Below are 23030 nucleotides of genomic sequence, written 5' to 3' on the forward strand. Positions count from 1 at the left end.
ACGTGACAGGGCGGGCGGTTCCGTACGGGGCCGCCCGCCCTCGCGCGTGGGGCGCCGCTCAGTCCCAGGGGTTGGCCGGCTGGTCGTTGATGGCCGTCCAGAAGCGCGTGCCCACGGGCACGTCGCCGTAGGCCCAGAAGCTCCAGCCGCCGGAACTCCCCAGGTCCGGACCGTACTTGCCGTCGTGGAACTCGGCCATGCGCCAGCCCGCGCCGAAGGTGTTCGCGCAGACGCCGTCCGCGGCGGCGCGGCTGGTGAGCCGGGTCCCGCGCACCGGGTTGCTGGCGGCGACGGTGCCCTGGGACCAGCCCGCGTAGAAGTCCGGCGTGATGCCCGCGGGGACGGCGCTGCCGTCGACCTTCAGACACAGGACGGGCAGGGCGGTGCTCGTGGCGGTGTCGCCCTGGTACGGGTTGCTCAGCGGGCCGCCGCCGACGCGCACGGTGCCGCTCGGCCCGTCGGCGAGGAACGTCCACGTCATGGCTTTGGTGTTGGTGGCGCCCGCGGGGGCCGCGGCCGCCGGGGTCACGGTTCCTGCCGCGACGGCCAGGGCGGCGACGGCGGCGGACGCCAGGGACAGGGACAACTTGAGGGACGGCTTGAGGGACGACGTGATCGAGCGCAAGGCTTTCTCCTCACGGCTGACGCTGGATGAATCCCTTGAAGTAGTCGTGGATTCTTCACGTCCTTCACACCGCCTCCAAGAGGCATAACCAGACATCCACGCCCCATGGGCACCGCGGCGGAAAGGCCGGAAGCAGCGCCTGAATCCGCCCCTCCGGAAGACAGCGGAATCGATGGGCATGACCCCGGGGCCAACGGGTACCAGAGACGTGGACCCCACCGCGCTCCCCCGTCGCGGTGGGGTCTCCGCATTCCTGATTCCGGAAGCGGACCATAACGGTCTTTGTTCGCAAGACTTTCGCGGGAAATGGGTCAGAACCGAACTATTCCTCGGCCGTTGACACCTCGGTCCGATCACGCGCACATTGTCCAGACGATACGGTCCGGCCTCACGAACACTAAAACGATGTGATCGTCATGGTGTTACGGAACGAGTACTGGAGCGAAAGTAAGTCCTCCGTTTCCTTGTCGTTAACCGGCTCGGGAAAGGGGGACTTCGCCACACTGGTCGACATACTGCGCTGGCGGGCGTGCGAGCGCCCCGAGCGGCGCACGTGCACGTTCCTCGTGGACGGCGAGCGCCGCGAGGAGAGCGTCACCGACGGGGAACTGGACGCCCGAGCGCGGGCCGTCGCCTGTGCGCTGCGCGAGCGCGGGCTGCGCGGCGAGCGGGTGCTGCTGCTCCACCCTCCGGGCATCGAGCTGATCACCGCGCTCTTCGGGTGCCTGTACGCCGGTGCCGTCGCCGTCCCCGCCTATCCGCCGGATCCGGGGCGGCTCGACCGCACCCTGCCCCGGCTCCTCTCCATGGTCGACGACGCACGGCCGGGCGCGCTGCTCACGACGTCGGAGCTCGCGGAGTACAGCGGCCCTGCCTTCGCCGCCGTCCCGCGGCTCGGCGCCCTGCCCCGGCTCACGACCGACGGCGTCGACCCCGCGGGGGCCGCGGCCTGGCGCGATCCGGGTCCGCGCCCGGACGACCTGGCGCTGCTGCAGTACACCTCGGGCTCCACCAAGGCGCCGCGCGGCGTGATGCTCACGCACGCCAACCTGACCCACAACCTGGAGTGCGACCGGACGTACCTCGGGATCACGCCCGAAAGCCACGCGGTCATCTGGCTGCCGCCGTACCACGACATGGGCCTGATCGCCGGCATCTTCGAGTGGTTCTACGCCGGCACCACGGCCACCCTGATGTCGCCCCTGGCGTTCCTGCAGCGGCCCGCGCGCTGGCTGCGCGCCGTCTCGCGGACGCGGGCCTCGCTCAGCGGCGGGCCCAACTTCGCCTACGACCTGTGCACCCGCAAGATATCGCCCGACGAAATCGCCGGGGTGGACCTCAGCACCTGGACGTTCGCCTGGAACGGCGCCGAGACCGTGCGCCCCGAAACACTGGCGCGGTTCGCCGGGAAATTCCGGAGCCATGGCTTCCGTGCCGAGGCGTTCCGGCCGTGCTACGGCCTCGCGGAGGCGACGCTCATGGTGAGCGGCTGGGCGCCGCGGGCGGCGGGCGACCGGATTCCGGTCGCGCCCGGGGGCTTCATGAGCTGCGGGCGCCCGGTCGGCGGGCAGCGGGTCGTCATCGTGGACCCGGAGCTCCGCACGCCGCGCGCGCCCGGCGAGGTCGGTGAGATCTGGGTGGCGGGGCCGAGCGTGGCCGACGGGTACTGGGGCCGCCCCGAGGAGACCGCCGCGACCTTCGGCGCGACGCTGGCCGACGGCGACGGGCCGTTCCTGCGCACCGGCGACCTCGGTTTCCTCCGGGCCGGCGAGCTCTATGTCACCTGCCGGATGAAGGACCTGATCATCGTCCGGGGCCGCAACATCCACCCGCAGGACGTGGAGCTGACGGCCGAGACCAGCCACCCCGCGCTGCGGCCGGGGTCGGGGGCCGCGTTCGGGGTCGACCTGGACGGCGCCGAACGCCTCGTCGTGGTGCAGGAGATGCGCCCGGACCGCGCCGGAACGCCCGCCGAGGCCGCCGACGCGATCCGCCGCGCCGTCGCCGCCGCGCACGACGTGCGGCCGTACGCCGTCGTCCTGATCGAGCCGCGCTCCGTCCCGAAGACATCGAGCGGCAAGATCCAGCGCGGCCGGACGCGGGACGCGTACCTCGCGGGGACGCTCCCGGTCCTGACCGAGCTGCGCGACACCGCCGGGCCGGAGCGGTCGGTGGCGCCGGTGGTGCCGGGCCGGGAGCGCATGAGCAGGCAGGCCATCGAGGACTGGCTCGTCACCGAGACGGCCCGCGAGGCCGGGGTCGCGCCGGAGCGGATCGACGTGGCCGCGCCCTTCACCGACCACGGCCTCGACTCCGTGCAGGGCGTCGCGCTGGCCGGTGGCCTCGGGACGCTCCTCGGCATCGAACTGCCGGAAACCCTCGTATGGGATCACCCCAGCATCGCGGCGCTCGCCGAGCACCTCGCGCTGCTCGCCGCGGACCTGCCCGGCCGTTGTCCCCCTTCCTCGGGCGCCCTAGGGAGCTGAGAGTCGCATGGAGCCTGTCGCGATCATCGGGATCGGATGCCGTTTCCCCGGTGCCAACGGTCCCGACGAGTTCTGGCGGCTCCTGCGCGACGGGGTCGACGCGATCACGGAAGTGCCGCCCGACCGCTGGCACGCCGACGACTTCTACGACCCCGACGGGACGGCCCCCGGCAGGACCAACACGCGCTGGGGCGGCTTCCTGCGCGACGTCGACCGCTTCGACCGCGAGTTCTTCGGCATCGCGCCGCGCGAGGCGAGCGCCGTCGACCCGCAGCAGCGGCTGCTGCTCGAAGTCACCTGGGAGGCCTTCGAGGACGCGGGCCAGGTGCCCAGCGCCCTCGCCGGCAGCGACACCGCCGTGTGCGTCGGCATCAGCACCTACGACTACGCCCTGCTCCAGGCGCCCCGCCTCGGCGGCGTCGACGCCTACTGGGGCACGGGCAACGCCCTCAGCATCGCCGCGAACCGCATCTCGTACGTGTTCGACCTGCGGGGCCCGAGCCTCGCCGTCGACACCGCCTGCTCGTCGTCCCTCGTGGCCGCCCACTTGGCGTGCCGGAGCCTGTGGAACGGCGACGCGGAACTCGCCGTGGCCGGTGGCGTCAACGTGATCCTGTCCCCCGCCGCCGCGATCAACTTCACCAAGGCCGGGGTCATGGCGCCCGACGGGCGGTGCAAGACGTTCGACGCCCGGGCCGACGGCTATGTACGCGGCGAGGGCGCGGGCGTCGTCGTCCTGAAGCCGCTGCGGCGGGCCCTCGCCGACGGCGACCCGGTGCGGGCCGTGATCCGGGGCAGCGCGGTCGCGCACGACGGCCGCACCAACGGCCTGATGGCCCCCCACCGACCGTCGCAGGAGGCCCTGCTGCGCGCGGCGTACCGGCACAGCGGCGTCGCCACCGAGGACGTCGACTACGTGGAGGCGCACGGCACCGGCACGCTCCTCGGGGACCAGATGGAGGCTCAGGCCCTGGGCAACGTCCTCGGGCACGGCCGCCCGCAGGACCGCCCGTGCGTCGTCGGCGCGCTCAAGTCGAACATCGGCCACCTGGAGGCCGCCGCCGGTGTCGCGGGCCTGATCAAGACGGCGCTGATGCTCGAACACCGGCAGATCCCGCCGAGCCTGCACGTCGAGCACCCCAGTCCGCGCATCGACTTCGACGGTCTGCGGCTGCGGGTGGCGCGGGCGAACGAGCCCTGGCCGCGGCGCGAAGGGCCCGCGCGGGCCGGTGTCAGCTCGTTCGGGTTCGGCGGTGCGAACGCGCACCTCGTCCTCGAAGAGGCGCCGCCCGTCGCCCCGGAACGCAACCGCCCGCCGTCGTCCCCGGAGCCGACCCGGCTGCTCCCCGTCTCGGCCCGGAGCCCCGAGGCGCTGCGGCAGGCGGCGGAACGGCTCCTGGACGTGCTCTCCCCTGGCGGCTCACCTGAATCTGATGGTGACGCACCCGACCTCGACGCGCTCGCCTACACCGCCGGTGTCCGCCGGGCCCAGCACCGGCACCGCCTCGCGCTCGTCGCCGCCGACCGGGAAGGGGCGGCCGACCGGATCCGCGCCTTCCTGGCGGGTGGGCGGCCGGCCGGGACGGCCGTGGGCGACGCCGGTCCGCGGCGCAGGCGCCGGCTGGTCTTCGTCTGCCCGGGGCAGGGCCCGCGCTGGTGGCCGCTGCCCCGGGCCCTGCGCGCGGAACCTGCGCTGCTCGCCACGTTGGAGGAGTGCGACCGCCTCGTGCGGGCGCGGGCCGACTGGTCGCTGCTCGACCAGCTCTGGGGCGACGCGGCGGCGTGCCGACTCGACGAGCCGGACGTCTGCCAGCCCGCGCTGTTCGCGCTGCACGTCGCCCTCGCGAACCTGTGGCGGTCCTGGGGCATCACGCCGGACGCCGTGGTGGGCCACAGCATGGGCGAGGTCGCCGCCGCGCACATCGCGGGGGCGCTCGGCCTGGACGACGCCCTGGACGTCATCCGCCACCGGGGCCGCCTGATCGGCACCGTCGCGGGCAGCGGCCGCATGGCGGTCGTCGAGCTGTCCGCCGATGCCACCGGCGAGGCCCTGCGCGGCTACGAGGGCCGGCTCTCGCTCGCCGCGGTCAACGCGCCGACGTCGAGCGTGATTTCCGGGGACGCGGCGGCGGTCGACGAGGTCGTCGGCCGGCTCAGCGGCGACGGCGTCTTCTGCCGCGTCCTCGAATCCGTCGGCTTCGCCTCCCACAGCCCGCACATGGAACCGCTCAGGGCCGAGCTCGCCCAGGCCCTGCGCGACGTGAAGCCGGCCCCGACACAGGTGCCGATGTACTCCACGGTGACCGGCACGGTCGCGGACGGCGGCACCCTCGACGGCGGCTACTGGGCCCGGAACCTGCGCGCGCCGGTGCTGTTCGACACCGCCGTCGCGGGGCTGCTCGACGCCGACCACGACGTGTTCGTCGAGCTGTCGCCGCACCCCATGCTGCTCCCCGCCCTCACCCAGCGGGCGCGCGGGCGCGCACGGGAGGCGGTGGTCCTGGCCTCGCTCCGCCGCGACGCGCCGCCGCGCGACACCCTGCTGGCCTCGCTCGGCACGCTGTACGCGACGGGCTTCGACCCCGCGTGGCACTCCCTGCACCCCGCGCCCCGCCGCCCCGTCCGCCTGCCGTCCTACCCCTGGCAGCGCGAGCGCTGCTGGTTCGACCCGCAACGCGGCTTGCCCTCCGCCTACTTGGCCGCGGAGACCGGGAGGCGGCCCGAAGGGCACCCCCTCCTCGGCCGTCACGTGGAGCTCGCGGACCCGGAGGGCGGCCACGTCTGGCAGGGCGCCCTGGCCGCCGACGCCCCGGCGTTCCTCGACGGTCATCGCGTGGACGGCACCGTGGTGGTACCGGCCGCCGCCTGGCTCGCGGCGGCCCGTGCCGCCGCGACACAGGCGTACGGCGATCCGGTGACCGTACTCACCTCGGTCACGTTCTCCCGCATGCTCACGCTGGACGACGCGGCCACGGTCGCGACCCAGGTCCGGCTCTCCCCGACGGACGCGGACGGCGCGGCCTTCCACGCCTACGCCCGCCCCATGCAGGACGTGAACGGCCCGGATGCCACCCGCGACCGGCCGGCGTGGACGCCGTGTGTGACGGGCGACCTCACACCCGGCGCGGCGGCCGAGCACTCCCCGCACGACGACCTCGACGTCGTCCGCGGGCGGTGCGGCAAGCCCGTCGCCGTCGCGGACCACTATCGCGCGCTGCGGGCGCGGGGACTCGACTACGGCCCCGCCTTCCAGGCCGTCGAGCAGCTGTGGCGGGGCGAGCGGGAGGCCGTCGCCGCGCTCGCCGCGCCGCCCGAACTCGTCCCCGACCTGGCCTTGTACGACCTCCATCCGGCGCTCATCGACGCCGCCCTGCAAGTCCTCACGGCCGCCGATCCCGACGACGTCGACGGCGGGGACTCCCGTCCGTACGTGCCGGTCGGAATCGACCGCGTCGTGCTGTGTCCCGGCGGTCCCGGCGCCGGCGCGCGGGACCGGCTCTGGGCGCACGCCCGCGTGCGGCCGGACGACGGGGCCGCGTCCTCCGAGCCGGTCGGTGACGTCTGGCTGGCCGACGGCGACGGCCGGACCGTCGCGGTGCTGGAGGGCGTGCACGCGCGGCGACTCGACGGCACGGGCGTCCGGGCGCCGCGGGCGGCCGGGCTCGATCGTGCGCTGTACGAGGTGCGGTGGCGGCGGCAGGACCGCCCGGCTCAGGGAACGATCACCGTCGATGGGGGCTGGCTGCTGTTCGCCGACAGCCGCGGCGTGGCGGCGGGCCTCGCGGCGCGTCTCACCGAGGGCGGCGCCCGGACCCTCCTGGTGAGCCCCGGTGACGACTACGACGAATCGCGGCGGGACCAGGTCAGGATCCGTCCTGATCACGGTGCCGACGTGCGCCGTGCGGTGGCTGCGGCGCGGGCACGGCTCGGGCCGGTGCGCGGCGTCGTCCACCTCGCGAGCCTGGACGCTCCCTCGCCCGAACGGTCCGGTTCCAACGGTCTCCGCGCCGCACAGACCTGTGGCGTGGTCGGCGTCCTCCACCTGATCCACGCACTCACCGAGAGCGCCCCCGCCGATGCGCCCGCTACCCCTCGTACGCCCGATGCACCTCGTACTCCTGACGCACCGCCGCCGCGGCTGTGGCTGGTGACCAGCGGCGTCCAGCGCGTCGGCGCCTCCCCCGCCCCCGTGTCCGTGGCCCAGGCGCCGGTCTGGGGCCTGGGCGGCGTGGCCGCGTACGAACACCCGGAGCTGCGCCCGGTGCTGGTGGACCTCGACCCGGAGCCGGGCCCGGCGACGGTGGCGTGGCTCGCGGACGAGCTGTGCGCCGCCGCGGGCACGGAGGACGCCGAGAACCAGCTGGCCTGCCGCGGCGGCGAGCGCTACGTCGCCCGCCTCGCGCCCGCCGATCCCCCCGGCCCCGTACCCGCCGACGCCCTGCGCCAGGACGCGAGTTACCTCGTCACCGGCGGCATGGGAGCCGTCGGCCTGCACCTGGCCGAGTGGCTCGTCGGGCACGGCGCGCGCCATCTCGTGCTGGTCGGCCGACGCGGCCCGGACGCCGACGCCGAACAGCGCCTGCGGTCCTTGCGCGACGCGGGCGCCGAGGTCCGCGTGGCCCGCGCCGACGTGGCCGACGAGGAGGCGCTCGCCCGCGCCCTCACGGAGGCGACGGCGTCCCTGCCACCGCTGCGCGGGGTCGTCCACGCGGCCGGTGTGCTCGACGACGCCACCCTGCGCACGCTCGACACGGAGCGGCTGCTGGCCGTACTCGGCCCCAAGGTCGCCGGTGCGTGGAACGTGCACCGCCACACGGCCCACCTGCCGCTCGACTTCTTCGTCCTGTTCTCGTCTGCGGCCGCGCTCCTCGGGTCGCCGGGGCAGGGCAACTACGCCGCGGCCAACGCGTTCCTGGACGCCCTGGCCTCCTTGCGCGGGTCGCAGGGGCGGCCGGGCCTGAGCGTCGCCTGGGGCCCGTGGGCGGGCACGGGGCTGTCGGTCCGGGCCGGGGGCGTCGACCGGCTGCTCGCGCTCGCGGGCGTCCAGGGCATCGAACCGGCCGACGGCGTCGAGATGTTCGGCCGGCTCATCGGCTTGGCGGTGCCGCGGGTCGCGGTGGTCGACGTCGACTGGCGCCGCTGGGCGCGGTCCGCACCGGCCGCCGCGAGGTCGCCGCTCGTCGCCGAGCTGACCGCGGCCGACGACGGCACAGCACCGCACGACAAGGGCGGCGGCCTCACCGTCGACGAGCTGCTGGCCGCGGATCCGGCCGACCGGCACCGGCTCCTCGAGTCCTACCTCCACGTCGAGATCGCGCGGGCGCTCGGCCTGCCGCGCGAGCAGCTCGACGTCGACCAGCCGCTGAACGGCGTCGGCCTGGACTCGCTGGTCGCGGTCGGCGTGAAGAACCAGATCGAGGTGGACCTCGGCATGTCGCTGCCGCTGGCCGACGCGCTGGAGGGCTCCAGCCTGCGCGAGGTCGCCGCCCGCATGCTCGCCGACGCCGCGGCCGCCCCCGCTCGGCGGCGCGACGGCGGCCCGCGCGAGGGAGACGGAGAGGACGGAGACGACTGGGAAGAGTTCGACGTTCTTTGACGACGCCTAAGGGGAATTCATGGACCACGCAAAGGGGCTGCTCGCGGATCTCTCCCGACGCGGGGTGGATCTGTGGGTCGACGGCGACGACCTCCGATGTCGCGCCCCCAGGAACGCCCTGACGGACGACTTGCGCAAGGCGCTGCAGGAACACAAGCAAGAGCTCATCACGGAACTGCGCAGGCGCTCCGGCACACAGCCGACGGCCATCGGCCGCATCGACCCCGCGCCGGACGACCTCCATCTGCCCTTCCCGCTCTCGGACATGCAGCAGGCCCTGTGGGCCGGACAGCGCGACGCGTTCGAGATCGGCAACCTGTCGGGCAACGGCTACGTCGAGCTCGACGTGGTGGCGCTCGACCAAGACCGGTTCGCCCACGCGTGGCACCAGGTGATCCAGCGCCACGACATGCTGCGCGGCATCGTCCTGCCGGACGGGCAGAACCAGATCCTGCGGGACGTACCGGAGTACCGGATCGAGGAGCTCGACCTGCGCGGCCGCCCCGCCGCGGCGGTGACGGCACGGCTCGAAGAGCTCCGCAGGACCATGCCGCAGGAGATGTTCACCCCGCACGAGTGGCCGCTGTTCCGGCTGCGGGCGACCCGCATCGACGACGACCGCACACGGCTGCACCTCGCGTCGAGCCTGCTCGCCGCCGACTCGCTGAGCCTGCAGATCCTCATGAAGGACCTCGCCCTGCTCTACAGCGGCGAGCGGCTCGCGCCCCTGGACCTGTCGCTGCGCGACTACCTCGTGGCCAAGACCGCGCTGAAGGGCACGCCCGTCCACGAGCGGGCGCTCGACTACTGGCGGCGCCTGCTTCCGACCCTGCCGCCGCCGCCCGAACTGCCGATCGACATCCCCCGCTCCACCGCGCGCATGCCGTCGGTGGCGCTCAGCGCCCGGCTGCTCGACCCCGGGCCGTGGGCCCGGATGAAGGCCCGCGCGCAGGACGAGGGCCTGATGGTGGGCGCGCTGCTGCTCGCCGCGTTCGGCGACGTGATCGCGACCTGGAGCAAGACCGCGGACTTCAGCCTCAACGCCCCCTTCTGGGACCGGCTTCCGGTCCATGAGGAGGTGGACCGGATCGTCGGCAGCTTCGCCCTGCCCAACCACCTCGCTGTGCGGGCGGCGCCGGGCTCCTCGTTCCTGGAGCGCGCCCGGCGCCTGCAGCGCCAGCTCCTGGAGAACCTGGAGCACTGCCGGTACGTCAGCGGCGTCCAGGTCATGCGCGAGCTGGCGAAGGCGCACGGCGGCACTCCGCGCCGCAACACGTACGTGGTGTTCAACAGCGTCGAGATGAGCGGCGTCGACCTCTCCGCGCTCGGCACGGTCGGCTACACCGTCAGCCAGACCCCGCAGGTGTATCTGGAGGCGCGCAGCGCCGAGCGGAACGGCGCGCTCGAATTCACCTGGGACATCCTGGAACCGGTGTTCCCGCCCGGTCTCGCCGAGGACATGCTGGACGCCTTCGGGCGGCACGTGCGGCGGCTCGCCGAGGACCCGGACGCCTGGGAGGAGCGCAGCCGGCGGCACCTCGTGCCGGCGGCCCAACTCGCGCAGCACCAGCGGGTGAACGCCACCGAAGCCCCCGTACCCGCCGGACTTCTGCACGACCCGTTCCTCGCTCAGGCGGCGCGGCAGCCCGAGCACCCGGCGGTCGTGTCGACGGCCGGGACCCTCACCTACGGAGAGCTCGACCTGCGCTCCACACGCGTCGGCCGCTGGCTGCGCGACCACGGCGCCGCGCCCGGCACCCTCGTCGGCGTGGCGATGGAGAAGGGCTGGGAGCAGGTCGTCGCCGTGCTCGGCGTGCTCAAGTCGGGCGCGGCCTATCTGCCGCTCGACGCGACCCTGCCCCGGGAGCGCCTGCACCGCCTCCTGGCCGACGCCGAAGCGGCGGTCGTGCTCACGCAGGAGGCCGTCGACGAGCGCCTCGACTGGCCCGACGGCGTGCGCCGCCTGCGCGTCGACACCGAAGCCCTCGCCGACGTCGCCACGGACCCCCTCGATCCGGTCCAGGGCGAGGACGACCTGGCGTACGTCATCTACACCTCGGGCTCGACGGGCCGCCCCAAGGGAGTGATGATCTCCCACCGCAGCGCCCTCAACACACTGGTCGACGTCAACCGGCGCTTCGGCATCGGCCCCGGCGACAGCGTCCTCGGCCTGTCGGCGCTGAGCTTCGACCTCTCCGTCTACGACGTGTTCGGGACGCTCGCGGCCGGCGCGACGCTGGTGCTCCCCGACGAGTCGGGGCTGCTCGACCCCGCCCACTGGATCGAGATGATGCGGCTCGGGCGCGTCACCGTGTGGGACTCCGTGCCGGGGTTCCTGCGGATGCTGGTCGAGTACGCCGAGGGCGTCGGCGCGTCCGTGCCCGGCACGCTCCGCCTCGCGCTGCTGAGCGGCGACTGGATCCCGGTGACGCTGCCCGACCGGCTGCGGCGCCTGGTGCCCGCGGTGCGGGTGATCAGTCTCGGCGGCGCCACCGAGGCGTCGGTCTGGTCGATCCTGCATCCGGTCGGCGAGGTGGACCCGGGCTGCGCGAGCATCCCCTACGGCACACCCATGGTCAATCAGCGCATCCACGTCCTGGACCACGAGCTCGAACCGCGTCCGGTCCGGGTGCCGGGCGACCTGTACATCGGGGGCGTGGGCCTGGCGAAGGGCTACTGGCGCGACGAGGAGGCGACCCGCGCCGCCTTCGTCACCCACCCCAGGACGGGCGAGCGCCTCTACCGGACCGGTGATCTCGGACGCCATCTGCCCGACGGCGCCATCGAACTACTAGGGAGAGAGGACTTCCAGGTGAAGATCGGCGGCTATCGAATCGAGCTCGGCGAGATCGAGAAGACCCTGCGGGAGCACGCGGCGGTCCGCGACGCGGTCGCCCTCGCGGTCGACGAGGACGGCGACCGCAAGCGGCTCGTGGCCTATGTGGTCGCGGCGGACGAGGGGCGGCCCGCGACGGGCGAGCTGCGCACCTTCGTACGCGACAAGCTGCCCGAGTACATGGTCCCCAAGACCGTGGTCCTGCTCGACCAGCTGCCGCTCACCGCGAACGGCAAGGTCGACCGCGCGGCCCTGGCCGCCCGCGAGCTGCCCGCGCCCGCCGCGAGCCGGGGCCCGGTGGCGCCGCGCACGCCGCTGGAGGTGCAGCTGGCGCAGATGTGGACCGAGGTGCTCGGGATCAGCGAACTGAGCGTGTACGACAGCTTCTTCGACCTGAGCGACGACTCGCTGCAGGCGGTGAACCTGGTGTCGAAGATCTCGGAGGCGGTCGGGCGGCAGCTCGGCGTGCGGTTCCTGTTCGCCCATCCGACCATCGCCGAGCTGTCGGCGGCCCTGGACCGGCCCGCGGCCGACGACCGGGGCGCGGCCGTCGCGGCCGGTGCCGGTACGGCGAGCGAGGAGGGCTCGTACGGCGGGGTCTCCTTCGAACAGCGCGACCTGCTCACCCTGTTCGCCTCCGGCAAGCTGGAGCCGGTGGACGGCGCGGCCATCCTGGCGCTGCCGTCCGGCCTGTTCGAGCGGGCGGGCCTGGATCCGACGCAGAGCAAGGCCGCGATCGACGCGCTCGGCGGTCTGCCCATGCTGATGGGCGTCATCACGACGCAGCTCGGCCGGATCGCCGCGATCATGATTCCGCGCCTCGACACGGCGGAGCTGTATCTGGACCGGGAGGGCCTGGTCGGCACGATCCTCGAAGGGCTCGAACTCTCCAGCAGGCTCGGGGCGGACACCGCGTCGCTCAGCGGCCTGCTGGTGTCGGCGACGGACTACGGCAAGTCGGTCGCGGCCGCCCTGGACGGCCGCGCGGACCTCCCCCGGGTGACCAGCGGCCACGACACCACCGCGGCGTCGGTGCTCCTGGTCGTGGAGACCGCCCTGCGCAGGGGCGGGCGCCGGTTCGACGACGAGGTCCTGTGCTGCCTGGGCGTCGGCTCCGTCGGCCGGGCGTCCCTGGAGCTCATGCTCGGGCATCTGCCGCACCCCCGCGGGCTGCTGCTGTGCGACCCGTACGCGCAGGTCGGCTCGGTCGAGCAGGTCGCCGACGACGTCCGCACCCGGCTCGGCTACCGCGGCGACATCCGGGTCATCGGCGGCACGTCCAAGCTGCCGGACGAGTTCTACGAGGCGACGCTGATCAGCGCGGACACCAACGCGCCCGACATCGTCGACGTCGCGCGGCTGCGGCCGGGCACCATCCTGGTCGACGACTCGATCCCGCCGTGCTACGACCGCGACGACGCGCTCGCCCGGGTCGAGGAGCGGGCCGACCTGCTTTTCGCCCAGGGCGACGTGGTGCGCGCCGCCAAGCCGATGGGCAAGCTGCTCCACTGGCCGCCGATGATGGTCGACATGTTCGGCAAGGAGGGCATCGACGAGTTCGTGAACATGACGCCCGACGCGTCGAGCCCGGTGGACATCACGAGCTCCGTCCTGTCCTCGCTGCTCGCGGGCCGGGTCGAGGGCATCGCGCCCACGGTGGGCCCGGCCGATCCCGGCCGGTGCGAGAAGCACATCGAGACCCTGCGCGGGCTCGGCTTCGAGGGCGGTCCGCCGCAGTGCGACGGCATCTTCCTCAGCGAGCAGGCGGTCGTCCGCTTCCGGGAGCGGTTCGGGACCGCTGCCGGGGACGCACGCCCGCCGACGACCTGAGCGCCATGGAGCCCTCATGGATGGTGTGCCCGCGTCCGAACCCGGGCGCGGGCCTGCGGCTCGTGTGCCTGCCGTACTCGGGCGGGCGGGCCTCGGCCTTCAACGCGCTGGCGGCGGACCTGCCCGGCACGGTGGAGCTGTCCGCGCTCGAACTGCCGGGGCACGGCCGTCGGTTGCGCGAGGTGCCGTGCACCCGGCTCCGGCCGCTGGTCGAGCAGGTCACGGAGGTCGTCGCCGACGGGGTCCGGGAGCCGTTCGCGCTGCTCGGGTACAGCATGGGGGCGCTGCTCGGCTACGAGGTCACGCGCGAACTCGCCCGGCGCGGACTGCCGGGCCCGCGCGCCCTGTTCGTGGCCGCGTCCCGGGCGCCCCACCTGCCGCCGCCGGACCCGCCGCTGCACGACCTGCCACGGGCGGTCCTGGTCGCACAGCTCCTGAGCCTGGACGGCGCACGCAACGAACTGCTCAGGAACGAGGAGCTCGTCGACGTGATGCTGCCCGTCCTGCGCGCGGACCTGGCCGCCGTCGAGACGTACGCCCATGAGCCGGGCCGGCCGCTCGGCTGCCCGGTCGTGGCCTTCGGCGGCAGCACGGACGCGACGCTCGCGCGCGCCGACCTGGAGGCGTGGGGCGACCACACCACCGGTGGCTTCACGGCCACCTTCCTGGCCGGTGGCCACTTCTTCCTCGACACGGCGCGGGCCGCGTTCGCGCGGGCCCTGACCGTCGAACTGGAGCGGCTCATGGGCGACTCGGGGAGCCGCGCGGACGAATCGGCGCAGTACGAGAAGGGCACGAAGGAGGGGAATGGCGTCCACCACGACCCGGGATGAGCGCGTCGCCGCCCTGCGCGCGGGCCTCGAACGGGACATCAGGCCGCTCGGCGAGCGGTACACGGACGACCGGCTGCCGCGCGAGCTCCTTCCGGAGCTCGTCGGGACCTTGCGCGGGCACGGCTACGCGACCGACCCGGACCCGTCGGACCCGATCGGCGAGGCCCTGTCGAGCGAGGAGCTCGCCCGGGTCTTCCCCTCGCTCGAAGGCTGTCTGCTGATCTCGCAGGCGTGCGCCCGCTACCTCGCGCAGGCGGGCCCGCAGGACCTGCGCGCGCGGGCGGTGCCGCGGCTCCTCTCCGGGGACGCCATCGGATGCGTGGCCTCCACCGAGCCGCACCACGGGTCGAACAACGCGGCCCTGGAGACCCGCGCGGTCCTGCGGGGCGACAGTTACGTCGTCAACGGCTGCAAGCGCTGGATCTCCAACGGCGCCCTCGCCGACTACGCGGTGGTCCTGTGCCGGGTCGGCGTGGAGAACGGCCAGCAGGAGATCAGGCCGGTCGTCATCGAGCGCGCGCGGTCGCCGTACCGCACCAGGGACCTGCCCAAGCTCGGCCTCAAGGCGTTCGTGACGTCCGAGCTGGTCTTCGAGAACTGCCGGGTGCCGCGCGAGAACTGCCTGGGTGCCGAAGGGTCGCTGAAGGCGGCCTCGCTCAAGAACCTGCAGCTCATCTCCCAGGGGTTGCAGTGGTCGCGGTGCCGGATGGCGGTCCTTTCGGTGGGGATCGCGCGGGCGGCGCTGGAGGCCGCCGTGGACTACGCCCGCAAGCGCCGTCAGTTCGGCCGTCCGATCGGCGAGTTCCAGCTCATCCAGGACAAGATCGCCACCATGGCCACGGAGATCGACGCCGCGCGCCTGCTCGTCCACCGGGCCCTGGCCGCCGTCCAGGAGGACCGGCGCTGCGACCGCGAGGCGTCGATGGCCAAGGCGTACGCGACGGAGATGGCGGTGCGGGTGGCGTCCGACGCGATCCAGATCCACGGCGCGAACGGCCTGTCGCCCGACTACCCGCTCGAACGCCACTTCCGGGACGCGCGGGCGCTGACGATCGCCGAGGGGACCACCGAGATACACAAGCTCGTGGTGGCCCGGTCCGTCCTCGGCCTTTCCGCATTCCGATGAGGAATCCGGCGACGAATCCGACGAGGAATCCGACTGGGGAGTCCGTCTGGGGAAGCCGGGGGATTCCTGTGAGGGGGCACGTCATGGAGGAAGCGCATTCCGGCACGGCCCGCCGGTACACCCGGCTCCTGGACGCGGAGGAGGCGCTGCGCGCCGGCGTCGAGCGCTGGGCCGACGAGGAGCTGCGGCCGCGGGTGGCCGGGATGGACCGCGCCGCCCGCATGCCGCGCGAGCTGATCGACGAGCTGTTCGCCCTCGGGGTGATGGGCATCCAGATCCCGGCCCGCCAGGGCGGCCGGGGCGGCTCGCTGTTCATGAGCGCCCTGGCCATCGCCGAACTCGCCCGGGTCGACCCGTCGGTCGCGGTGTGTGTCGACGTACAGAACGTCCTGGTCGACAACGCGCTGCTGCGCTGGGGCAGCCCCGCACAGCAGGAGCGGTATCTGCCGCTGCTCGCGCGTGAACTCGTCGGCGCCTACGCCCTGTCGGAGCCCGAGGCCGGGAGCGACGCCTTCGCCCTGCGCACCCGCGCCCGGCGCGACGGCAAGGACTATCTGCTGAGCGGCCGCAAGGTGTGGATCACCAACGCGCGGGAGGCCGGGCTCTTCGTCGTCTTCGCCAACGCCGCGCCCGAGCACGGCGCCCACGGCATCACGGCGTTCCTGGTGCCGCGGGACACGCCGGGCCTGACCGTCGGGCCGAGCCAGGACAAGCTGGGGATCCGCGCGAGCTCCGCGTGCGAGCTCCGCTTCGAGGACGCGCGCGTCTCGCGGGACGACCTGCTCGGGGAGGAGGGGGACGGCTACGACATCGCCGTCGACACGCTCAATCTCGGCCGCGTCGGCATCGGCGCGCAGATGGTGGGGCTCGCCACCGGCGCACTCGAAGCGGCCGCCGGATACGCGAAACAGCGCCGGCAGTTCGGGCAGCCCATCGCCGACTTCCAGGGGGTGCAGCTGCCGCTCGGACGGCTCGCGGCGGAGCTGGAGGCGGCGCGCCTGCTGGTGTACGACACGGCGCGCCTCGCCGACAGCGGGCGGTACGTTCCCGAGCTGCTCGCGCGGTCCGCGATGGCGAAGTACGTCGCCGCGCAGGTGGCCGAGCGTGCGGCGTCCCAGGCCGTGCAGACCTTCGGCGGCAATGGGTACAGCACCGCGCACCCCGTCGAGAAGTTCCACCGGGACGCCCTGATCGGCCAGATCTATGAGGGCACCTCGAACATTCTCCTGCGTACCATCGCCCGTACGGTGCTTCTGGACTGACGGGACACCTCCACTGACGGGACACCCCACTGACGGGACACCCTCATGGAAACCCTGCTTGGACGCTGGCGCGGTCATCCGACGGCGGTCCTCGTGACGCTGTGCCTCGGCTTCTTCATGACGCTGCTCGACACGTCGATCGTCAACGTGGCGATCCCGCACATGGTGGACGGCCTCGACGCGACGTTCGACCAGGTCCTGTGGGTGCTGAACGCGTACGTGCTCGTCTTCGCGGTCCTGGTGCTGCTGTGCGGTCGCCTCGGCGACCTGTTCGGGCCGCGCGCCATGCTGGTCGTCGGGATGACGGTGTTCACGCTCGCGTCGCTGCTGTGCGGGCTCGCCCAGAGCGCGGAGGTGCTCATCGCCGCCCGCGCGGTGCAGGGTCTTGGCGCGGCCTGCATGGCGCCGCAGACCCTCGCGCTGCTCACCGCGACGTTCCCGCCCGAGCGGCGCGGCGCGGCGTTCGGGGTCTGGAGCGCCATCGGCGGCGTCGCGCCGGTCGCGGGGCCGATCGTCGGCGGCGCCCTGGTCAACGAGGCCTCCTGGCGGTGGATCTTCCTCATCAACCTGCCCCTGGGCGTCCTGATCGTCGCGATGGCGCTGGCGCTCGTGCCCGAGGTCGAGGAGCGCCGCCGCAGCGCCCTCGACGTGCGCGGGGTGGTCCTTTCGACGCTCGGTCTGCTCCTGATCACCTACGGCCTGATCGAGGGCCAGAAGTACGACTGGGGCCAGGTCCGGTCGTTCGTCGGCATTCCGCTGATCATCGGCGTCGGAGTGGCGCTCGTCGCGGTGTTCGTGCTCGACCAGTGGCGCCGTCAGGACCGCCAACCGCTGTTGCCGTTCGCACTGTTCAGCGACCGCGGGTTCAGCACGATGATGTTCGTGACCGCTGCCGTGCTCTTCTCGGTCGCGGCCCTGCTGCTTCCGCTCACCATCTATCTGCAGTCGGCGCTCGGGCTCTCCGCGCTCGGCGCCGGGCTCGTGCTCGCGCCGCCCATGGTCGTGCAGTTCGTGCTCGCGCCGGTCGCCGGGCGGCAGACCGACCGGATCGGCGGGAAGTTCATCCTGTTCGCCGGGCTGCTCCTGTTCGCGGCGGGCCTCGGGCTCGTGGCCGCGACGGCACGGCACGACTCCCACTGGTCGGCGCTGATGCCGGGGCTCCTGGTCGCGGGCGCGGGGATGGGCGCGGTGTTCGCCACGATGAACGCGATGGCGATGAAGGACGTGCCGCCCAAGCTGGCCGGTGCGGCCTCCGGGGTCGTCAGCGCGGCCCGCCAGCTGGGCATGGTCTTCGGCGGTGCCGCGGTCGGCGCCCTGCTGCAGAACCGGCTGGCCACCGAGCTGTCCGAGGAAGCCGGGCGCAACGCGGCACGGCTGCCCCCGCAGGCGCGCGAGCCGTTCGTGCGGGGCTTCGAGTCGGCGACCGAGGACGGCCTCGAGGTCGGCGCCCAGCAGTCGGCCCGTCTCGTACGGCCGCCGTCCGGGCTGCCCCGTGAGGCGCTCGCCGACTTCGAGGCCGCCGCCACGGACGTCTTCACGCACGCCTTCACCACGGCGATGCGGGTGTCGATGGCGCTGCCCCTGGCCGTGCTCGTCGTCGCCGCGCTCACCTGTCTGCTGCTGCGGAAGCCCGCGCGGACACCCGCCGCCGCCCCGAGCCGGGAGGCGGACCAGGAGGTGTCGCCACCGGCCGACTGACGTGCCAACGTGGCAGTGGCGTGCCGACGTGGCAGTGCACGGGCGGTGGCAGTGGACGGGCGTACGGGCGTCACGCGGCCGGAGGCGCCTCGACCGGCGCCTGTGTCGGCGGCGCCGCCCGGCCCGGCCGCACCGTGTGCAGCAGGATCCGGGGCCGCAGCAGGCTCATCGGCGAGTGCTCCAGGTTGAGGACCCGCAGCAGGGCCTGGTTGACGAACCGGTCGTACGTCCCGGTGCGCATCACCCGGTCCAGGTACGGCCGCATCACGCGGTTGCGCAGGGGCGGGCGCTGTCCGTCGCGGAGCGCCACGTACCGCAGGTCCTCGCCGCTGGCGACGAGCCAGGCGTCCGCGCTGGCCCGCACGATCCGGGCCTGGAGGCGCCGGGTGAGGTCGGCGCCCGGCGGGCGCCTGAGCTCCGCGTGCAGGGCCAGCGCGCCGATCGCGGCCACCGACATCCCTTGCGCGTACACCGGGTTGAGGGTGCAGACGGCGTCGCCGACGACGACGAAGTGGTGCGGCCTGCGGGACAGTTGGTCGAACCGGCGGCGGTAGGTTCGGGACACCTTGAATCCGCGGACGGGCGACAGCGGCTCCGCGGTCCGCAGGGCCTCGTGCAGGAGCGGGCTACGCAGGGTGGCGGCGAAGTCGAGGAATCCGTCGTCGTCGGTGGGCGGCCGGTCGCCGAGGCGTCCGACGAGGCTGACGAGCCAGCGGTCGCCGTCCACCGCGGCGATCATCCCGCTGCGGGTGTGGTCGGGGGGCTGGGCTTGCAGGAGCATGAGGCGCCAGTCCGCGCCGTCCGGAGGCCGGGCGTAGAAGCGGCTCGCGTAGCCGACGTCGCACGCGATGGATTCCTCCGCGGGCGTGGGGCAGCCGAGTTCCGTCAGCCACTGGCAGCAGTGGGACTGCCGGCCGGTGGCGTCGACGGCGAGATCGGTCGCGACGGTCCGCTCGGACTCCGGCTGCCCGCGCCGGCGGACCCGCACACCGGTGACGGCGGCGCCGTCCGGCTCCGCGACGAGGCCCGTGATCTCGGTCTCGGCCTGCAGTTCGATCCGTGGATGGTCGAGCACCCGCTGCCGTACGGTCCATTCGACGAGGTCCCGCGAGAGCGAGACGATCGACATGCCGGGCCTGAAGCGCCGCGACCAGCCCGCCGCCGTGAGCCAGAGGGCGTCCCCCGGCCAGTCGAGGGGCACGGCCCCGGCCTTGAGGAGTTCGGCCCGGATGCCGGGGAACAGGGTCTCGACCGCGGCGAGGCCACGGCCGAGCAGCACATGGGTGTGGGGCGACTGCGGCACGCCGCCGCGGAACTCGGGCCGGTCGGCGAGCCGGTCCCGGTCGAGGACGGTCACGTGCTCGTAGTGGTCGGCAAGGACCCGCGCGGTCAGCAGGCCCGCCATTCCCGCTCCGGCGATCAGGGCATGGCCACGGCGTGCGGTGGGGGCGGCGTGAGCGGTCACCTCGGGCTCCGGCTTGTCTGGGGGTCGGCCTGGAGTTTCGGGGGCGCCCACTCAGTCTCTTGGGGCGGTTGCGAGACCGTCAAGGCGGCTGTCAAGCCAACGCGGGGCCGCGCGCGGACGCGCGCCCCCGCGACAGCGAGGTGCCCCCGGACGGCCGGGATTCCCCTTCCTGGAGGGCCGTTTCGCGCGTACGGTCAGGCCTCGTTCCGCGCGCGGTACCGTACCGTCCTGTTCCCTACTGTCCTGTTCCGAGTAGTCCGAGTAGTCCGAGTAGTCCGAGTAGCCGGGATGTGAGGCAGATGCCCGAGCGGCCCAGGGCCGTGAAGCGGGCGGTCGTCCTGGCCGCCGTCCGCCAGTTCGGCAACCCGCGGGGCGTGGCCGGGCGGATCGCCGGCTGGGTGATGGCGCACCGCTCCTCCAACCGTCGGCGCAACAGCTGGGTCGTCTCGCTGCTCGACGTGCGGCCCACCGACCGGGTCCTTGAGGTCGGCTTCGGCCCCGGCGTGGCCATCGCCGAGCTGAGCCGCCGGGTCGGCCCCGAAGGACACGTCCACGGCATCGACCGGTCCGACGTGATGCTCCGGCAGGCGACCAGCCGCAACGCCGCCGCCATCCGGGCCGGACGGGTCACGCTCACCCGGGCCACGGTCGAGGAGCTGCCGCCCGCCGTCGACGGCCCGTTCGACGCCGTACTCGCCGTCAACTCCCTGGCGTTCTGGACGACACCGGGCAAGGACCTGGAGGAGCTGCGCCGGCGCCTCGCACCCGGCGGCCGCATCGCCATCGCGTCGCAGCCGCGCCACGCCGGGGTCACCAGGGACCCCGAGCTCGCCGCCCGCGAGAACGTGGAGCTGCTGCGGTCCGCGGGCTTCACGGACACCCGAGCGGAGAGCCTCCCCCTCGACCCGCCCGTGGTGTGCGTCCTCGGCTTCACCGAGGCCTCGTCAGACCGTTCGCAGGACCGGTGACGTGCGGCGCCGCCGGTGCGACCACACCACCGCCAGGCCGGTCATGAACGCGAGCACATGGCCGACGGCCGAGCAGTCGCCGTCGCCGATCCCGTCAAGCAGTCCGGGCGCGGCCACCCCCAGCAGCACCAGCCACAGCAACCGCGTCCACACCGCCCGAGCGCAGCAGACCGCCACCGCCATGGCGGCGACCACCAGGTAGGACGGGCCGGTGTCGAGCAGGTGCGCGTCCGACGCGGGAAGCGAGCCGTGCCGGATCCGCCACCACACCATCGTCTCGGTCACCGCGGTCACCCCCACGTGCACGAGTGCGAGGACGGCCACGGCGCGACGCGCGCCGAGCAGCGAGACGACCGCGTACGTCGACAGGGCGAGCAGCGGCCAGACCCATGCGGAGTCCTGCGGGACGAACGCCGACGCCACCAGGGCCTCGACCGGATGCCCCGCGGGCCACGGGTGCAGGTTCGCCAGGTTGGTCGACGACCACGCGAGGAGCCGGTCGAGCCGGTCCGGCGACAGCGTCCCCTCGACGGGAACGGCGACGGCGAGCGCCGCGACGTACCAGGACGCCGGATTCCGCGCCAGGTCGCGCGGCAGTCCCCGGGCCATCAGCCGGCCCGCAGGTTGCTGATGAACTCCTGGGCGAGGTCCAGGAATTCACCCGGCGACGAGGCGGTCAGCTGGGCGTCGACGAAGACCTCGTCCGCGCCCGCGTCGACGGCGGACCGCAGGTAGTCGCAGACCTGTCCGACCGTCCCGCGCGCGAACGTCTGCGCCGGATCGGCCGGGGACGCGGTGATCGTCGGGTTCGCCCGGACGACCATGCGCAGCCGCGAAGGAGCGCGCCCCGCCTGTTCGGCCGCCCGAAGTGCCTGGCCCCACAGGCCGGTCAGGTAGGGCAGCGGCATCGCGGCCGCCAGCCAGCCGTCGCCACGGCGTCCGACCCGTTCGAGGCTCGCCGGGCTGAATCCGCCGAGGAGGACCGGGGGCCGTGGACGCTGTGCGGGTTTGGGGAGGATCCGGGACGCCGGGACGTTCCACAGCCGTCCCTGATGCCGCACCGTCTCCGATGTCCAGACCGTCTCCAGGACGTCGAGCGTCTCCTCCAGGCGGTCACCACGGCGTTCCCACGGCACGCCGACGGCGGTGTACTCGTCGCGCAGCCAGCCCAGGCCGATGCCGACGTCGAGGCGCCCCTTGCTCGTGAGGTCGAGGGTGGTGAGGGTCCGGGCGAGCAGCACGGGCGACTGCCAGAGGGCGTTGAGCGTGCTGCTGCCGAGGCGTACCCGTTCGGTGGCGGTGGCGGCCAGGGTCAGCGCGACCAGCGGGTCCAGGTGGGTGACGTACTGCTCGGGCATGGTGCCGTCGCCGCCCGGGTAGGGGTCGCTGGGCTCGACCGGGCCGAGGATGCGGTCCCCGACCCAGAGGCTGTCGTAGCCCATGTACTCGAGCGCCCGGCTGAGGCGGGGGACGAGTTCCGGATCGGCGAAGGCGCCGAACTGAGGGACGGAGAATCCGACGCGCATCAGGCGGCACCGTTCCTGTCGGTGCCTCGGATCCGGCGCGTCTCCCTGCTGTACTGGCGCCGCCCGACCAGGTGCCACGCAAGGCGGGCCGACCCCGGCAGGCGGCGCAGGAACTCCGTGCGCTCGTCCTCGGAGGCGTCCTCCAGGATCGCGCCCAGAGCGATCATGATCCGGTTGCGCGGTGTCCCGGCGAGACCGCGCTCGCCCACCGCCCGCCACTCCTCCTCGGTCACGTACCGCGCCACCAGCGGCATCACGTCGCGCTCCTCCTCGTCCAAGTGGGCGCAGAGCGTGCGATGGTGCCCGTACAGCGCTTCGGCCAGCTCGTCGCGCTCCGCGTCGGGTGCGCCCGGCGCCCAGCGTGCCAGCAGCAGCTCCACCTGCTCCAGGCTCGCGCTGAGCTCACGGTGCTGGGCCTCCATGCGCAGGACGAGTTCGGCGTCCAGGTCGACCCGGGCCAGGAGGCGTGGCCACAGCAGTTCGTCCTCGCCGGTGTGGTGCTGGTGCAGACCGGCGGCGTAGCCGCGCCAGGCCTCCGCGAGGACGGCGGCGCGTCCGCTGTCTCCGGGTCGTACGTCCTGGACCAGCTCGGCCAGCACGCGCGACTCGCGGCGGAAGACCCGATGGATCATCACCATCTCGCGGGTGTACGGGTGGGGGACGGTCTCGGCCGTCGGGTTCGTCGTCATGGCGGCGAGCCTCGCCGACGCCGCTGGCAGTCGGCTTGCAAGCGGCTTGCAGGGGCCCCGCACCGGCTCTGACCTCCCCGTCCGTGCCTG

General features: G+C 73.6%; 13 protein-coding genes. 8 read left to right on the top strand and 5 right to left on the bottom strand.

Features of this window, described 5'->3' with window-relative positions; all coding sequences use genetic code 11:
• Positions 1-58: 58 nt before the first annotated feature.
• Complete coding sequence (locus tag ACFWZ5_RS16035; RefSeq protein WP_384798090.1) at positions 59-625, bottom strand: hypothetical protein; 567 nt, start codon at positions 623-625, stop codon at positions 59-61.
• 416 nt (positions 626-1041) lie between these two features.
• Between ACFWZ5_RS16035 and ACFWZ5_RS16040 the strand changes: the two genes are divergently transcribed.
• The 7 genes from ACFWZ5_RS16040 (at position 1042) to ACFWZ5_RS16070 (ending at position 18292) form a co-directional block, all read left to right on the top strand.
• On the top strand, positions 1042-3111 hold the full coding sequence (locus ACFWZ5_RS16040; protein WP_384798093.1) for an AMP-binding protein: 2070 nt from the start codon (positions 1042-1044) through the stop codon (positions 3109-3111).
• 7 nt (positions 3112-3118) lie between these two features.
• Positions 3119-8707 (top strand): type I polyketide synthase, encoded by a 5589-nt coding sequence (locus ACFWZ5_RS16045; RefSeq protein ID WP_384890780.1) that lies wholly within the window; start codon positions 3119-3121, stop codon positions 8705-8707.
• Positions 8708-8726: 19 nt separating this feature from the next.
• A complete protein-coding gene (locus ACFWZ5_RS16050; RefSeq protein ID WP_384797057.1) occupies positions 8727-13373 on the top strand; it encodes an amino acid adenylation domain-containing protein in 4647 nt (1548 codons plus the stop codon).
• Positions 13374-13393: 20 nt separating this feature from the next.
• Positions 13394-14206 (top strand): thioesterase II family protein, encoded by an 813-nt coding sequence (locus ACFWZ5_RS16055; protein WP_384797055.1) that lies wholly within the window; start codon positions 13394-13396, stop codon positions 14204-14206.
• Positions 14181-15332 (top strand): acyl-CoA dehydrogenase family protein, encoded by a 1152-nt coding sequence (locus tag ACFWZ5_RS16060; RefSeq protein ID WP_384797052.1) that lies wholly within the window; start codon positions 14181-14183, stop codon positions 15330-15332. The genes ACFWZ5_RS16055 and ACFWZ5_RS16060 overlap by 26 nt, the downstream gene beginning before the upstream one ends.
• An 83-nt stretch (positions 15333-15415) precedes the next feature.
• Complete coding sequence (locus ACFWZ5_RS16065; RefSeq protein WP_384797049.1) at positions 15416-16594, top strand: acyl-CoA dehydrogenase family protein; 1179 nt, start codon at positions 15416-15418, stop codon at positions 16592-16594.
• 45 nt (positions 16595-16639) lie between these two features.
• Positions 16640-18292 carry a DHA2 family efflux MFS transporter permease subunit gene (locus ACFWZ5_RS16070; RefSeq protein ID WP_384797046.1) on the top strand — a complete coding sequence of 551 codons (1653 nt, stop codon included), beginning with the start codon at positions 16640-16642 and terminating at the stop codon, positions 18290-18292.
• Positions 18293-18362: 70 nt separating this feature from the next.
• Here ACFWZ5_RS16070 and ACFWZ5_RS16075 read toward each other — a convergent pair whose 3' ends face one another.
• On the bottom strand, positions 18363-19757 hold the full coding sequence (locus tag ACFWZ5_RS16075) for an FAD-dependent oxidoreductase (RefSeq protein ID WP_384797043.1): 1395 nt from the start codon (positions 19755-19757) through the stop codon (positions 18363-18365).
• A 299-nt stretch (positions 19758-20056) separates the two neighbouring features.
• Here ACFWZ5_RS16075 and ACFWZ5_RS16080 point away from each other — a divergent pair, with 299 nt between their 5' ends.
• Positions 20057-20725, top strand: coding sequence for a class I SAM-dependent methyltransferase (locus tag ACFWZ5_RS16080; RefSeq protein ID WP_384797040.1), 669 nt, complete (start codon positions 20057-20059; stop codon positions 20723-20725).
• Here ACFWZ5_RS16080 and ACFWZ5_RS16085 read toward each other — a convergent pair.
• From ACFWZ5_RS16085 to ACFWZ5_RS16095, 3 genes are read right to left on the bottom strand one after another with little or no spacing between them, the layout of a single operon-like run.
• The gene (locus ACFWZ5_RS16085; RefSeq protein WP_384797037.1) at positions 20702-21334 is read right to left on the bottom strand and encodes a rhomboid-like protein; all 633 of its coding nucleotides are present in this window, start codon (positions 21332-21334) and stop codon (positions 20702-20704) included. The two genes, ACFWZ5_RS16080 and ACFWZ5_RS16085, sit on opposite strands and share 24 nt — an antisense overlap.
• Positions 21334-22251, bottom strand: a complete 918-nt coding sequence (locus ACFWZ5_RS16090) for a TIGR03619 family F420-dependent LLM class oxidoreductase (RefSeq protein WP_384797034.1) — start codon at positions 22249-22251, stop codon at positions 21334-21336. Before ACFWZ5_RS16090 ends, ACFWZ5_RS16085 begins: the two co-directional genes overlap by 1 nt.
• Positions 22251-22940 (bottom strand): hemerythrin domain-containing protein, encoded by a 690-nt coding sequence (locus ACFWZ5_RS16095; RefSeq protein WP_384797031.1) that lies wholly within the window; start codon positions 22938-22940, stop codon positions 22251-22253. The genes ACFWZ5_RS16090 and ACFWZ5_RS16095 overlap by 1 nt, the downstream gene beginning before the upstream one ends.
• Positions 22941-23030 lie beyond the last annotated feature (90 nt).

The organism is Streptomyces sp. NPDC059003 (assembly GCF_042740445.1).
GTDB lineage: Bacteria > Actinomycetota > Actinomycetes > Streptomycetales > Streptomycetaceae > Streptomyces.

Coding starts and splice junctions, on each gene's coding strand:
- ACFWZ5_RS16045 (WP_384890780.1), top strand. CDS start 3,119: ATGGAGCCTGTCGCGATCATCGGGATCGGATGCCGTTTCCCCGGTGCC.
- ACFWZ5_RS16070 (WP_384797046.1), top strand. CDS start 16,640: ATGGAAACCCTGCTTGGACGCTGGCGCGGTCATCCGACGGCGGTCCTC.
- ACFWZ5_RS16055 (WP_384797055.1), top strand. CDS start 13,394: ATGGTGTGCCCGCGTCCGAACCCGGGCGCGGGCCTGCGGCTCGTGTGC.
- ACFWZ5_RS16065 (WP_384797049.1), top strand. CDS start 15,416: ATGGAGGAAGCGCATTCCGGCACGGCCCGCCGGTACACCCGGCTCCTG.
- ACFWZ5_RS16095 (WP_384797031.1), bottom strand. CDS start 22,940: ATGACGACGAACCCGACGGCCGAGACCGTCCCCCACCCGTACACCCGC.
- ACFWZ5_RS16085 (WP_384797037.1), bottom strand. CDS start 21,334: ATGGCCCGGGGACTGCCGCGCGACCTGGCGCGGAATCCGGCGTCCTGG.
- ACFWZ5_RS16080 (WP_384797040.1), top strand. CDS start 20,057: ATGCCCGAGCGGCCCAGGGCCGTGAAGCGGGCGGTCGTCCTGGCCGCC.
- ACFWZ5_RS16060 (WP_384797052.1), top strand. CDS start 14,181: ATGGCGTCCACCACGACCCGGGATGAGCGCGTCGCCGCCCTGCGCGCG.
- ACFWZ5_RS16090 (WP_384797034.1), bottom strand. CDS start 22,251: ATGCGCGTCGGATTCTCCGTCCCTCAGTTCGGCGCCTTCGCCGATCCG.
- ACFWZ5_RS16040 (WP_384798093.1), top strand. CDS start 1,042: ATGGTGTTACGGAACGAGTACTGGAGCGAAAGTAAGTCCTCCGTTTCC.
- ACFWZ5_RS16050 (WP_384797057.1), top strand. CDS start 8,727: ATGGACCACGCAAAGGGGCTGCTCGCGGATCTCTCCCGACGCGGGGTG.